Consider the following 13,550-nt stretch of genomic DNA (forward strand, 5'->3'; position numbering starts at 1 on the left):
ACGGCGGCTGATCGATTTCTCGCCCTTCGGAGGCTTGCCATGACCACCGTGACGTCACCACTGGCCGGACGCGCCATCGGCCTCTCCGCCGTTCCCGACCCGGTGTTCTCGGGCGCGATGGTGGGGCCGGGTACCGCCATCGATCCCGTGCGCGAGCGCACGGAGGCCGTCTCCCCTGTTGACGGCATCATCGTCTCTCTGCACCCGCACGCGTTCGTCGTCGTCGACGCGGACGGGCACGGCGTGCTGACTCATCTGGGCATCGACACCGTGCAGTTGAACGGTGACGGCTTCGAGCTGCTGGCCTCAAAGGGCGACACCGTTCAGCGCGGACAGTCCGTCGTGCGCTGGGACCCGGCCGCCGTGGAGGAGGCCGGCAAGTCCCCCGTCTCCCCGGTGATCGCGCTGGAGGCGACGGCCGACTCGCTCGCCGCGGTTGCCGAGGACGGCGACATCGCCGCCGGCGGCACCCTCTTCACCTGGGAGTGACACCCTTCGCCGGCTGCGTGGAACTTCCCGCGGAGCCGGAGCGTCCGGACACGAGGACGTCCGCACAGAACGAGAACCACCAGCGGAGGCCCGGTGCCTTCGCGACGACCGGAGACGGGTGAGATGGACACAAGGCTTCGAGGCGTCGGCGTCAGTCACGGCGTGGCCATCGGCGAGGTACGGCACATGGGCACCGCTGTGCTGGAACCCCCGGCCAAGCAGATCGAGCCGGACGAGGCTCCCCGCGAACAGCAGCGGGCCCGGCAGGCCGTGGAGGCCGTGGCCAACGACCTGAACGCGCGCGGCAATCTGGCCGGCGGTGAGGCGCAGGCGGTGCTGGAGGCCCAGGCCATGATGGCCCAGGACCCGGAGCTGCAGGCGGACGTCGAGCGGCGGATCACCGTGGGCAGCACGGCGGAGCGCGCGGTGTACGACGCGTTCGCCGCCTACCGGGCGCTGCTGGCGAACGCCGGTGAGTACCTCGCCGGCCGGGTGGCCGACCTGGACGACGTGCGGAACCGCATCGTGGCGCGGCTGTTGGGTGTGCCGATGCCCGGCGTGCCGGACAGCGACGAGCCGTACGTACTGATCGCGCGGGATCTGGCGCCGGCGGACACCGCTCTGCTGGACCCGGCTCTGGTGCTGGGCTTCGTGACCGAGGAGGGCGGGCCGACCAGCCACAGCGCGATTCTCGCGCGGGCGCTGGGAGTTCCCGCCGTGGTGGCGCTGCCCGGTGCGGGTGAGCTGGGCGAGGGCACCGTGGTCGCGGTCGACGGCAGCACCGGCGATGTGATCGTGAACCCGGACGCGGACGAGCGTGCCGAGCTGAACAAGGCCGCCGAGGAGCGCAAGGCCGCTCTGGAGGCCGCGAAGGGTCCGGGCGCCACATCCGACGGGCACAAGGTGCCGCTGCTGGCGAACATCGGCGGTCCCGCGGACGTTCCGGCCGCGGTCGACGCGGGTGCCGAGGGCGTGGGGCTGTTCCGTACCGAGTTCCTGTTCCTGGACGACAGCACCAAGGCGCCGTCGGAGGAGAAGCAGGTCGAGGCGTACCGGCAGGTGCTGGAGGCGTTCCCTGAGGGCCGGGTCGTGGTACGCGTGCTGGACGCGGGTGCCGACAAGCCGCTGGACTTCCTGACGCCCGGCGACGAGCCGAACCCGGCTCTGGGTGTGCGCGGTCTGCGGACGCTGCTGGACCATCCCGACGTGCTGCGCGGGCAGTTGACCGCGCTGGCGAAGGCCGCCGAGGGACTGCCGGTGTACCTCGAGGTGATGGCCCCGATGGTGGCGGACCGAACGGACGCGAAGGCGTTCGCGGACGCGTGCCGTGAGGCGGGGCTGCAGGCGAAGTTCGGCGCGATGGTGGAGATTCCCTCTGCCGCTCTGCGCGCCCGTTCCGTGCTGCAGGAGGTGGAGTTCCTGTCGTTGGGCACCAACGACCTGGCGCAGTACACCTTTGCCGCCGACCGTCAGGTCGGTGCGGTGTCCCGTCTGCAGGACCCGTGGCAGCCGGCGCTGCTCGACCTGGTGGCGGCGTCCGCGGACGCGGCGAAGGCCGAGGGCAAGAGCTGCGGTGTGTGCGGTGAGGCGGCGGCCGACCCGCTGCTGGCGTGCGTGCTGACCGGACTGGGCGTCACCAGCCTGTCCATGGGCGCCGCTTCGATCCCGTACGTGCGCGCCACACTGTCGAAGCACACGCTCGCGCAGTGCGAGCGCGCGGCTGCCGCGGCGCGTGCCGCGGACAGCGCCGAGGAGGCGCGGGTCGCCGCGCAGGGTGTGCTCTCCGGAGAGTGATCACGGGGGTGTGAGCCCCATGGTGTGACGGACGGCCCCGGTACTGGAGGACAGTGCCGGGGCCGCTGTCTGTGCGGGCCCGGGTCTATGTGGCTCAGCAGTGCAGATCACCTCCCGGTCCGGGGAGGTCGAGGCCGGGCAGATAGTCGACGCCGGGCTCGGGGGCCACCGGCTCGCCGGTGGCGGGGTCGGTGCAGTACGCGGTGAAGACCTCTCCCGCGGTCAACGCCCGCAGCCAGCCGCCTTCCAGGCTCCAGCCGCGCACGGCGTCCTGTACGCCCTCCCGCTCCGTGCGCAGCACCAGACCGCCGGGGCTGTCGGTGGCGAAGCCGGCGGCGAGCGCGGTGGTGAGGGCGAGGGCCGCGGCCTCGCGGACGCTGGGCGGAAGGCCTCCGGGACCCGTACGGGCCTCCAGCGCGGTGACGAGCGGAGTGCCGGGCACGCCGACGCTGCACACCAGATGGTGCCGGCCTTCCCCCGCCGCGGCCATCAGTCCGGACAGGGCGCGCACGGCCCGGTCGAAGGCGCGGTGCGGAATGTCGGCGCCGCAGCGCGCGCACTTTCCCGTCCTGTCGAGCACCGCGGCGGCGCGCTCGCCCGCTGACTCGCACACGCGCGCGTCGGTGAGGTGCTGGATGAGGCGTGCCATCGGCTGGCCCGCGTACGGCACGGTGGCGCCGACGGCGGCGACCTCCGCCACGTACCGGGTGCGGCTGGCCGGGGAGTCCGGGTCGAGCCGCTCGACGCGGCAGAACAGGCCGTAGTCCGCGGGGTCGAAGAAGGCGACGCGGGTGTGGATGCCCTCCCCGCTGAGGGAGCGCAGCAGTCCTTCCATCTGCCGCAGATAGCTGCGGTGGTCGTCGAAGGTGAAGGAGCGGTATCCGCGCATGAGCGCGAAGTCGGGCTCCCTGACCAGCAGTCCGACGGTGCCGGTCATTTCACGGCGCAGGGCCCGGTGGGGTCCGCGTCGCTTGCGGGCTCGGGTGTGGGGCATGGGTCCCCCTCAGTGTTGTGAACTCCTGCGGTTCAGGTGTTCACAGACGGTAGTCGAGGGGTCTGACAACGGGCCCCGGAGCGGCGGGCGTTGCCGGTCCGGGGCCCGTGGCGGGGTGGGTGTGAGGCTGTCAGCCGGCGGTGCCGGACTGTCCGGCGCGGTCGCGGGCCAGGCGCTCGTAGAAGCGCAGCAGGCCGGCGTCGTCGACGGAGCCGGGGTTGACGGCCTTGTCCAGGGGGGTGCCCTGGAGCAGGCGTTTGACGGGTACTTCGAGGCGTTTGCCGGTGAGGGTGTGCGGGACGCCGGGGATCTCGGTGATCTCGTCCGGGACGTGCCGCGGGGAGAGTTCCTCGCGGATGGCGGCCTTCACGCGGGCGCGCAGCGCGTCGTCGAGGACGGCGCCCTCGGCGAGATGGACGAAGAGCGGCATCCAGTAGCCGCCGTCGGGCTGTTCGACGCCGAGGACGAGGGATTCGCGGATCTCGGGGAGGCGTTCGACGACCTCGTAGATGTCGGCCGAACCCATCCGGACGCCCTGCCGGTTGAGGGTGGAGTCGGAGCGGCCGTGGATGACGACGGAGCCGCGGGACGTCAGGGTGATCCAGTCGCCGTGCCGCCATACGCCGGGGAACATCTCGAAGTAGCTCTCGCGGTACCGGATGCCGTCGGGGTCGTTCCAGAACGACACCGGCATGGACGGCATCGGATTGGTGACGATGAGTTCGCCGACCTCGTCGGTGAGGGGTTTGCCGTGCGGATCCCAGGCCTGCAGGTCCGTGCCGAGGGAGGGTGCCTGGAGCTCGCCCGTGTGCACCGGGAGGGTGGGGACGGCGCCGGCGAAGCAGCTGCAGACGTCGGTGCCTCCGCTGACGGAGGCGATCCACATGTCGTCCGAGACCTCGTCGTGAATCCAGCGGAAGCCGTCGGGCGGAAGGGGTGAACCGGTCGTGGCGACGCACTTGACGCGGCTGAGGTCGAGGTCGCTGCCGGGACGTACGCCGGCCTTGCGGCAGGCCATGATGTACGCCGCCGAGGTGCCGAACACAGTCGCGCCGGTTTCCGCCGCGACGCGCCACTGCGCGTCGGTCGACGGGTAGCCCGGGCTGCCGTCGTACGTGATGACCGTGCAGCCGGCGAGCAGGCCGGAGACGAGCAGGTTCCACATCATCCAGCCGGTCGACGTGTACCAGAAGAAGCGGTCGCCGGGGCCGATGTCGTTGTGCAGGCCGAGCTGTTTCAGGTGCTCCAGGAGGATGCCGCCCTGCGACTGGACGATGGCCTTGGGCAGGCCCGTCGTGCCGGAGGAGTAGAGCACCCACAGCGGGTGGTCGAAGGGGACCGGTTCGAAGACGGGCGCCGTGTCGGACGCTGTCAGGTCTGACCAGGAGAGCGTGCCCTCGGGCGCCGGGGTGCCCAGCAGCGGGACGTGCACGACTGCGCGCAGGGTGGGCAGTTCGGCGCGCAGTTCGGCGACGGTGTCGCTGCGGTCGTGTTCCTTTCCGCCGTAGCGGTAGCCGTCGACGGTGAACAGGACGGTGGGTTCGACCTGTTGGAAGCGGTCCAGGACACTGCGGGCGCCGAAGTCGGGTGCGCAGGAGGTCCAGACGGCGCCCACGGCGGCGGAGGCCAGCAGGGCGACGGCGGCCTCGGGGATGTTGGGCAGATAGCCGCTGACGCGGTCGCCGGGGCGCACGCCCAGGCGGCGCAGTTCCGCCGCGAGGGAGCCGACCTGGCGGCGCAGCTCGGTCCAGCTGACGGGAGTGGGCGCGTGGCTCTCGTCGACGTGCAGCAGGGCGGGCTCGTCGGCGCGTGCCGGGTCCTCGGCGGTACGGAGGGCGTGCTCGGCGTAGTTGAGGGTGGCGCCGGGGAACCACTGGGCGCCGGGCATGCTGCGGTCGGCGAGCACCGTTTCGTACGGGGTGGAGAAGCGGACGTCGAACCATTCGGCGACGGCCTGCCAGAAGGCGGGCAGTTCATCGACGGACCAGGTGTGCAGGGCGCCGTAGTTGGCCGCGGGGTCGCCCGGTACGAGGTCGGGGGCGCCGTGGTGCTCGGCCGCCCAGCGGTGGAAGCGGGTGAGCTGTGCCTGGTCGACGCGGTCCGGGGAGGGCTGCCACAGGGGGTGGGGCGGTGCGGGGTCGTGCGAGGTGGACATGGCTGCTCCCGGGAGGTGCGACGGCTGCATCGACGACGGCTGACCAGGACAATGCCATGTGATCATCTGTCGCGCCAGGGTCGGGGCCACATGGTGCGGGAGGGAGGAGTGTGGCGGGGGCACGTACGTGCCGCGGCGTACGGGGAGCAGGACGCGGGGCGTACGGAGGACGGGGCGCGGGGGTGCCCGGAGCGCGGTGGGCGCCACGGTCCGCGCGCGTTCGCCGGTCCGCCGCTGCCGGACGGCTGCGTCCGGTCTGAACCCGGGTGAACGGCAGCTGAACAGCGGTGACTTGGGGGTACCGCTAATGGGAGGCTGAGCAGCATGGATGCGCGGGGCTTGGTGCGAGTGGTGCGGACACGCGGGACGATGCGTGCCGCGTGGCGACGGCGGCGTGCGGACGCGGCCGGCCTCCCCAGCGCCAACGGTGAGCGCGCCAGGGTTCCGGGGAGGGCGCTGACGGCCGAGCCGCGGCCGGGGGGCGGCGTGGTGCGGTTCGAGCGGTCGTCGCTGTGGGTGCGGGTGGCCGTGGGCGGTGCGGTGTTCCTCGGGTGGGACGGCGCCGAACCGGAGCCCTCGTACGCGCTGGCCGGCACCTGTCCCGCGGCCGACGAGCGGGTGCAGCTGGAGCCGGACAAGGACGGCGGCTGGCGGGTGGTGTCCGAACGGCTGCTGGTGACGGTGTCCCGGTTCGGCGCGGTGTCCGTGCGGACGCCGGGCGGTGCGCTGCTGCGCCGGGATCTGCCGCCGCGCTGGTGGGAGCTGCACGACCGGGGTGAACCGGGCGCACAGGGCGCCGAAGTGACGGAGGGTCCGGGGGCGCGCTGGCTGCTGCGGTCCGAAGTGACGGCGGACGCGCGGTTCTTCGGCCTGGGCGGCCGGGCCGCGGGGCCGCGGCTGCGGGAGGGCGCCTACCGGCTGTGGAACACCGACCCGGGGGCGTTCGGACAGCACACGGATCCGCTGCATGTGACGGTGCCGGTGCAGCTCGCCGTCGCCGACGCCGGCACGCATCTCGTCTTCCTGGACAACTCCTGGGACGGCCGGATCACTCTGCGGGAGGGCGTCGAGGGCAGGGGGTCGGGCCACGACAGACCGGGCCGTTCCGAAGCGCGGTTCACCGGCGGCCCGTTGCGCTACTGGGTGCTGGCGGGTGCGCCGTCCAGGGTGCTGTACGGGTGGGCCGCGCTCACCGGGGCACCGGCGCTGCCGCCGCGCTGGGCACTCGGGCATCAGCACGTACGGTGCGGCGCGGGCGGCGAACAGGAGGTGCGCCGGATTGCTGCCGGGTACCGGGAGCGGAATCTTCCGTTGCACGCGCTGCATCTGGACACCGGCCATTTCGACGGGCACCGGGTGTTCACCGTGGACCGCGGACGGTTCCCCGATCTGCCGGGCCTGGCGGCCGACTTGCGCGCCGAGGGCGATGTCCGGCTGGTCTCCGCCATAGACCCCGCGGTGCGCGCGGACCCGGGCAGCCCCGTGTACGACAGCGGCACGGCGGCCGATGCGTATGTGCGGGACGCCCGGGGGCGCGAGGTGCGCGGGGTGCTGGGCCGGGGCGAGTCCGTGTTCCCCGACTTCACGGATCCGCGGGTGCGCAAATGGTGGAGCGGTCTGTATGCGGAGCGGCTGGCGCAGGGCTTCTCCGGGGTGTGGCACAGCATGAACGAACCGACCTCCCGTACCGCCTTCGGTGATCCGACGCTGCCGCTGTCCGCACGGCACGCGCTGGAGGGCCGTGGGGGCGACCACCGGGAAGCGCACAACGTGTACGCGCTGACGATGGCCGAGGCGGGCTACGCGGGACTGTGCGAACTGCGGCCGGACGAACGGCCCTTCGTACTGTCGCGGTCGGGCTGGGCGGGCGTGCAGCGGTACGGCGGCACGTGGACGGGTGAGCCGGAGACCGGCTGGTCGGGGCTGCGGGCCTCCCTGTCGCTGGTGCTCGGCATGGGACTGAGCGGCATCCCGTACGCAGGTCCGGACATCGGAGGAGGGGGCGGCACGCCGGCGGCGGAACTGTATCTGCGCTGGTTCCAACTGGGTGCCTTCCTGCCGCTGTTCCGTACGAACGGTGCGCGGCGCGCGGGACGGGCCCCGTGGGACTTCGGCCACGACGTACTGGAGCACTGCGCGGCGGCGATGGCGCAACGGGAGCGGCTGCTGCCGTACTTCGTGACACTCGCCCATCTGGCGCACCGCACCGGCGCCCCGTATGTGCGCCCCCTGTGGTGGCAGCATCCCTCCGACCGGGCGCTGCGCGAGTGCGACGACGCCTTCTTGCTGGGCGACGCGCTGCTGGTGGCGCCGGTGCTGGAGGAGGGGGCGCGGTCGCGCACCGTACGGCTGCCGCACGGCCGGTGGTACGACACGGCCACCGGGGAGGCGTACGAGGGGCCGCGCGAGGTGCTGGTCGGGGCGCCGCTGTCGCGGATCCCCGTGCTGGCGCGGGCGGGCGCCGCGGTGCCGGTGGCGGGCGAGGACGGGGAGACGGAGCTGGAGGTGTGGGCCCCTGCTCCGGGCCGTACGGGCAGCGGGCTGGTGATCGGTCACGCCGGGGACGGCTGGGAGCGGGCCGAGGCCGAACGGTTCCAGGTGCGGCTGCGCGGAGGACAGACTGTCGTCGAGCGGGAGGACGGCGGCCGTGTGGGCTACCGGGTGCGGGTGCGTACCTGATAGATGAAGGGTGCATGGCACTCAGACGATTCGGCACGCTCAGTACGGTGCTGCTGGCGGCGGCAGGTCTGCTCGCTGCCGCTCCCGCCGCGCAGGCGGAGCAGCACCCGACGCACTCTCAGGAGCCCGCGGCGCCCAAGGAGTTCGTGGCGCTCGACAGGGTCGACCCGAGCATCGTGCAGGAAATCCGGTACGTCACCCCGCACAATTTCACCGGCGATCCTGTCGACGGTTACCGGGAGCCGGCCTGTCTGCTGACGAAGCCGGCGGCCAAGGCGCTGAAGAAGGTGCAGCGCGGGCTGCTGAAGAGCGGGTACACGCTGAAGGTGTACGACTGCTACCGGCCGCAGCGGGCCGTGAACCACTTCGTGCGCTGGGCGAAGGACCTGGAGGACGAGCGCATGAAGGAGGAGTTCTACCCTCACGTCGAGAAGTCGCGGCTCTTCCAGGACGGCTACATCGCCGAGAAGTCCGGGCACAGCCGCGGCAGTACGGTCGATCTGACGGTGGTCAGACTGCCGGCGGTGCCCACCCGTCCGTACGTTCCGGGTGAGCCGCTGAAGAAGTGCTACGCGCCGCAGCAGGAGCGCTTCCCGGACAACTCCGTCGACATGGGCACCGGGTTCGACTGTTTCGACACCCGCAGCCACACGATGGACCCGCGCACCACACCCGAGCAGCGCAAGCACCGGCTGTGGCTGAAGGGTGCGATGGAACGGGCGGGGTTCACCAATCTGCCCGAGGAATGGTGGCACTTCACCTACGACAAGGAGCCGTTCCCGGACTCCTACTTCGACTTCCCCGTCGACCACCGCTCCGTCGAAAGGCACTGAGACCGGCCCGCGGAAACCTGCCGGACAGAACAGTGCGGCGGCTCGGGACCACCCCCGTCGGCCCCGTGCCGCCGCACTTGCCCGATGTTGACGCCGGCTCCGGTCCTCCGGTTCGCCGGGGTCGCCTGCCGTACACCCGTGTTCTCATCCGGTGACCTCCCCGTGACACTCGGGACGCCCCCGTGTCACACTCCCTGACGACCCGTCAGATAACCCGGGAGGAACCGTGACACGCACGCGTACACCCGTCATCGAGGGATGGTTCGGCGGCGAGGACGAGGAGTTCACGCTGCTGGGCACGATGTGCCGCGCCTGCTACGCCGTGTTCTTCCCGCGCGAGGACACCTTCTGCCGCAACCCGCACTGCGACGGCACCGAACTCGACGAGGTGCCCCTCTCCCGGCGCGGCCGCATCTGGTCCTACACCGACGGGCGCTACCCGCCTCCCCCGCCGTACGTCACGGACGAGAGCCGCGCGTGGGAGCCGTACGCACTGCTGGCCGTCGAGCTGGAGGCGGAACGGATGGTGGTCCTCGGCCAGGCTCCCCCGGGCGTGACGGTCGACGAACTGTCGGTCGGCATGGAGGTCGAACTGGTACCGGGGGTGCTGAACGAGGACGACGGGTACACCTGGACGACCTGGCACTGGAAACCGGTGACAGGACGGCCGGTTGACGCACAGTCCGGCACAGAGCGGGAGGCCGGACTGTGAGCGGGCAGCTGGAGGACATCGCGGTACTCGGCGCCGGCATGCACCCCTGGGGCAAATGGGGGCGCCCCTTCACGGAGTACGGCGTGCGGGCGGCACGCGACGCGCTGGCGGACGCCGGTGTGGAATGGACGCGCATCGACTCCGTCGTCGGCGCCGACACCGTGCGCGGCGGCTACCCCGGTTACGTCGCCGGATCCACCTTCGCGCAGGCGCTCGGCTGGCAGGGCGCGCGGGCGAGCAGCGTGTACGCCGCCTGCGCCTCCGGGGCGCAGGCCGTCAACACCGCGCGGGCGCAGATACTTTCGGGCATGGCGGAGGCCGTCCTGGTGGTCGGCGCCGACGCGGCTCCCAAGGGGTTCTTCAAACCGGCCGGCGGCGACCGCCCCGACGACCCCGACTGGCTGCGCTTCCGGCTGCTGGGCGCCACCAACCCCGCCTATTTCGCGCTGTACGCGCGCCGCCGGATGGCGCTGCACGGTGACACCCCGGAGGACTTCGCCCGGGTCAAGGTGAAGAACGCCGCGGCGGGCGCGCTCAATCCGAACGCGCGCTACCGCAAGGAAGTGAGCGCCGGGGACGTCGCCGCCTCCCCCGTGGTCGCCGACCCGCTGCGGCTGCTGGACATCTGCGCCACCTCCGACGGAGGCGCCGCGCTGGTCCTCACCAGCCTCGACTTCGCCCGCCGGCACGGCGTCGCGGATCCGGTGCGCGTGCGCGCCGTCTCCACCGGCACACCGTCCTACCCGAACACGCTGCTCGATCTGCCGTATGTGGCAACGGACTCGGCGGCCGTCGTCCCGGAGCCGGAGCGCGGCCACCGTGCCTCCATCGCGCACCGCGCGTACGAGGAGGCGGGGCTCGGGCCGGACGAACTGTCGCTCGCGGAGGTGTACGACCTGTCCACGGCGCTGGAGCTGGAGTGGTACGAGGACCTGGGGCTCGCACCGCCCGGCGGGGGCGCCGCACTGCTGCGCGAGGGTGCCACGGCGCTCGGCGGGCGGCTGCCCGTCAACACCAGCGGCGGGCTGGCGTCCTTCGGGGAGGCCGTCCCCGCGCAGGCCATCGCCCAGGTCTGCGAACTGACCTGGCAGCTGCGCGGACAGGCCGGACAGCGTCAGGTGCCGGGCGCGCGGGCCGGAATCACCGCCAACCAGGGCCTGTTCGGGCACGGCTCGGCCGTGGTCGCCGTACGGTGACTGCGCGACTGGGCGAGGCACGGGCCGGAACGCTCCGGAATCTCTCGTGAACTCCGCGTGAACCCGGCGGCGGGGACCGCCGGTTCGCGCCATCATGCTCCCGTGCCTTCCTGGACCGACCCTCCGCGCTTCGCCTTCCAGCCGGTCGTGAACCTCGCGACGGGATCCGTGGCGGCGCTGGAGATACTGGCCAGGCCCGAGACGGGGGACGTGGTCGCCTCGGCCCGGCGGTCCCCCGACGTCGACAGTGAACTCGCCGCGCTCGGCGTGCACTCCGCCTCCCGCCAGGAGACGCTGCTGCCGCTGCACGTCAACGTGTTCGCCGGTACGCTCGCCGACCTCGGCGACCTCGCCCAGCTGCGCAAGGCGGTGCGCGAAGTCGGCCGCCGTCCCAGCGAGGTGACCGTGGACATCGGCGCACCGTTCACTCACGTGCCGCGTCAGGCACTGCTGGAGGGTGTGGCGAAACTGCGCGAGGACGGGTTCCGCATCAGCGCCGACAGTGTGGGCGACGGCGACGTCCCGCTGACGCTGCTGGCCGATCTGTCGCCCGACATCGTCAAACTGGACGCTTCCCTCACCACCGCGCTGCCCGAGGACCGGGCCAGGCGTGCCGCCGTCCGTGGGGTGCGCCGGCTGTGCGAGGGCATCGGCGCACTTCTGGCGGTCGAGGGAGTGGAGACGGAACGGCAGTACGCCGCCGCACGTGCGGCAGGTGCGCAACTGGCGCAGGGGTACCTGTTCGCACCGCCCGCACGCCGTGCGGCCGCTGTCGTGCACTTCCCGGAGGAACCCGCCTCCCCCGTGCCCGCACGCACACCCGCACCCACGGAGCCGTCCGGCCCGTCCGTCGCCGAATTCCTCCGCCCCGCCGCCCTGTTGCCGCTGTCCGCCTCGGCCGAGGAGGTACGGGCGCTGCTCACCAGCGCGCACGGGGTGTCCGGTGTGCTGCTGACGGACGACAGGGGCGTACCGGTCCGCGCGATCGACAGGGACCGCTTCCTGCTTTCCCTGTCCGGCCGGTACGGACACGCCCTGTACGCCGACCGTCCCGCGGCCCGGCTCGCCGACGCCGCCCGTACGGTCCGTACCGGGGCGACCGCCTGGGAGGTGCTGGACGTGGTCGCCGCGGACGAACGCTCCCGTACGGCCGACGACGTGGCCGTCACCGACGACGCGGGGCGCTGTGTCGGCGTCGTACGGCTGGCGGACATCGTGCGGGCGCTCGCGGAGTCCCGTGTGGAGGAGGCGGCATCCCTCAACCCGCTGACCAGGCTGCCCGGTTCGGACGCGGTCAGCGCTGAGGTGGCACGGCGCGTCGGGCAGGGCAGGGCGTTCGCGCTGAGCTGGCTGGACGTCGACGGGTTCAAGGCGGTCAACGACGGAGCGGGCTTCGCGGCGGGCGACGAGCTGATCCGGGACATCGGGCGGACGCTGGCCGGGGCCGCGTCGGGCCGGGAGGAGTGCCGGGTGGGGCACATCGGCGGCGACGACTTCCTGCTGCTGTGCGCCCCCGCCGAACTGGACGCGCTGGCCGCCGCGGTGCTCGACGTGCCCTGGAGCGCCGGGGGTTCGCCGGTCACACTGTCGCTGGCGACCGTCGTGTGCGCACCGGGCAGTGTGGCCGGGCACCCGCAGGCCGCGTCTTGTCTGGCACCGCTGAAGAAGGCCGCGAAGGATCTGGAGGGCGCGAGCTGGGTGCTGGCGCGCCCCGGCACGACGGGTCACGAGGTGCTGCGGGGCGGGCGCGGACAGTCCGTCACGTCCATGTCCTTGACGGTCCCTCACCAGCGTTGAACACTGCCGTCACGCTCGTCGCGGAGGCCGGGCGGGGCGCGGGCGGCCATCCCTCGCTGAGTGCCCCGGTGCGGGCTCCGTTGCCACGGACGCACGCACCCTACAGGGGACGCCGGGGCAGGAGCCCCGGCCGAGGGCACAAGGAGCCGTCATGGACCAATTCTCGAGCGGGGACATCTTCGCGGGAGAGGTGATCGGGACCGCGATCCTGATCCTCTTCGGCGCCGGTGTCTGCTGCGCCGTCAACCTGCGCTTCTCCAAGGCGAGAAACTCCGGCTGGATCGTCATCGCCTTCGGCTGGGGATTCGGCGTGCTGGCCGGCGCGTACACGGCCGCTCCGCTGTCCGGCGGGCACATCAACCCGGCCGTGACCGTGGGCATCGCCATCGACACCGGCGAGTGGAGCAAGGTGCCGGTGTACATCCTGGGCCAGATGGTGGGCGCCGTCATCGGTGCCGTGCTGGCCTGGGCCACGTACTACGCGCAGTTCGCGGCGAACGTCGACCCGGAGGACACGCAGGCCACCCTCGGGAACTTCTCCACCATCCCGGAGGTCCGCAATCCCGCGGCGAACCTCGTCACCGAGATCATCGCGACGGTGGCGCTGGTGCTGCCCATCCTGGCGTTCGGCATGACCAAGGGGCTGGGCCAGTCGGGCACCCAGGTGCTCGTCGTCGCCCTGCTGGTGACGGGCATCGGCCTCTCCCTCGGCGGGCCGACGGGCTACGCCATCAACCCCGCCCGCGACCTGGGCCCGCGCATCGCGCACCAGCTGCTGCCGATCCCCAACAAGGGCACCTCCGACTGGGGTTACGCCTGGGTGCCGGTCGTGGGTCCGCTCGCCGGAGGTGCGATCGCCGCCGGCATCTTCAACCTCGCCTTCTGAGCCGCACCCGGCCCG

10 protein-coding genes are annotated in these 13,550 nt (G+C 72.4%); 8 read left to right on the forward strand and 2 right to left on the reverse strand.

Annotated features, from left to right (window positions below; all coding sequences use genetic code 11):
* Positions 1–39 precede the first annotated feature (39 nt).
* Both AC3AGO_RS05250 and ptsP read left to right on the forward strand, forming a co-directional pair.
* The gene (locus AC3AGO_RS05250) at positions 40–489 is read left to right on the forward strand and encodes a PTS sugar transporter subunit IIA (RefSeq protein ID WP_487818927.1); all 450 of its coding nucleotides are present in this window, start codon (positions 40–42) and stop codon (positions 487–489) included.
* Between the two features lie 123 nt (positions 490–612).
* Positions 613–2,283 carry a phosphoenolpyruvate--protein phosphotransferase gene (gene ptsP / locus AC3AGO_RS05255; protein ID WP_487818928.1) on the forward strand — a complete coding sequence of 557 codons (1,671 nt, stop codon included), beginning with the start codon at positions 613–615 and terminating at the stop codon, positions 2,281–2,283.
* Positions 2,284–2,377: 94 nt separating this feature from the next.
* Here the strand turns inward: ptsP and AC3AGO_RS05260 are convergent, their stop codons facing one another.
* Positions 2,378–3,277, reverse strand: coding sequence for a hypothetical protein (locus AC3AGO_RS05260; protein ID WP_487818929.1), 900 nt, complete (start codon positions 3,275–3,277; stop codon positions 2,378–2,380).
* 130 nt (positions 3,278–3,407) lie between these two features.
* Positions 3,408–5,432, reverse strand: coding sequence for an acetoacetate--CoA ligase (locus tag AC3AGO_RS05265; protein ID WP_487818930.1), 2,025 nt, complete (start codon positions 5,430–5,432; stop codon positions 3,408–3,410).
* Positions 5,433–5,756: 324 nt separating this feature from the next.
* Between AC3AGO_RS05265 and AC3AGO_RS05270 the strand changes: the two genes are divergently transcribed.
* From AC3AGO_RS05270 to AC3AGO_RS05295, 6 genes are all read left to right on the forward strand, one after another.
* Positions 5,757–8,111, forward strand: coding sequence for a glycoside hydrolase family 31 protein (locus AC3AGO_RS05270; RefSeq protein WP_487818931.1), 2,355 nt, complete (start codon positions 5,757–5,759; stop codon positions 8,109–8,111).
* A 14-nt stretch (positions 8,112–8,125) separates the two neighbouring features.
* Entirely contained in the window at positions 8,126–8,944 is an 819-nt protein-coding gene (locus tag AC3AGO_RS05275; protein ID WP_487818932.1) for a M15 family metallopeptidase, read from the forward strand.
* Positions 8,945–9,170: 226 nt separating this feature from the next.
* Entirely contained in the window at positions 9,171–9,656 is a 486-nt protein-coding gene (locus AC3AGO_RS05280) for a Zn-ribbon domain-containing OB-fold protein (RefSeq protein WP_487818933.1), read from the forward strand.
* Entirely contained in the window at positions 9,653–10,852 is a 1,200-nt protein-coding gene (locus tag AC3AGO_RS05285; RefSeq protein WP_487818934.1) for a lipid-transfer protein, read from the forward strand. Before AC3AGO_RS05280 ends, AC3AGO_RS05285 begins: the two co-directional genes overlap by 4 nt.
* Before the next feature lie 102 nt (positions 10,853–10,954).
* Positions 10,955–12,649, forward strand: coding sequence for a bifunctional diguanylate cyclase/phosphodiesterase (locus AC3AGO_RS05290; protein WP_487818935.1), 1,695 nt, complete (start codon positions 10,955–10,957; stop codon positions 12,647–12,649).
* Positions 12,650–12,800: 151 nt separating this feature from the next.
* Positions 12,801–13,535, forward strand: coding sequence for an MIP/aquaporin family protein (locus tag AC3AGO_RS05295; protein ID WP_487818936.1), 735 nt, complete (start codon positions 12,801–12,803; stop codon positions 13,533–13,535).
* Positions 13,536–13,550: the final 15 nt, after the last annotated feature.

It is taken from the genome of Streptomyces sp. BL1, from assembly GCF_057628045.1.

Bases quoted from the DNA above. Each gene is read 5' to 3' on its own strand.
- AC3AGO_RS05250 (WP_487818927.1), top strand. From the start codon at position 40: ATGACCACCGTGACGTCACCACTGGCCGGACGCGCCATCGGCCTCTCC.
- ptsP (WP_487818928.1), top strand. From the start codon at position 613: ATGGACACAAGGCTTCGAGGCGTCGGCGTCAGTCACGGCGTGGCCATC.
- AC3AGO_RS05260 (WP_487818929.1), bottom strand. From the start codon at position 3,277: ATGCCCCACACCCGAGCCCGCAAGCGACGCGGACCCCACCGGGCCCTG.
- AC3AGO_RS05265 (WP_487818930.1), bottom strand. From the start codon at position 5,432: ATGTCCACCTCGCACGACCCCGCACCGCCCCACCCCCTGTGGCAGCCC.
- AC3AGO_RS05270 (WP_487818931.1), top strand. From the start codon at position 5,757: ATGGATGCGCGGGGCTTGGTGCGAGTGGTGCGGACACGCGGGACGATG.
- AC3AGO_RS05275 (WP_487818932.1), top strand. From the start codon at position 8,126: ATGGCACTCAGACGATTCGGCACGCTCAGTACGGTGCTGCTGGCGGCG.
- AC3AGO_RS05295 (WP_487818936.1), top strand. From the start codon at position 12,801: ATGGACCAATTCTCGAGCGGGGACATCTTCGCGGGAGAGGTGATCGGG.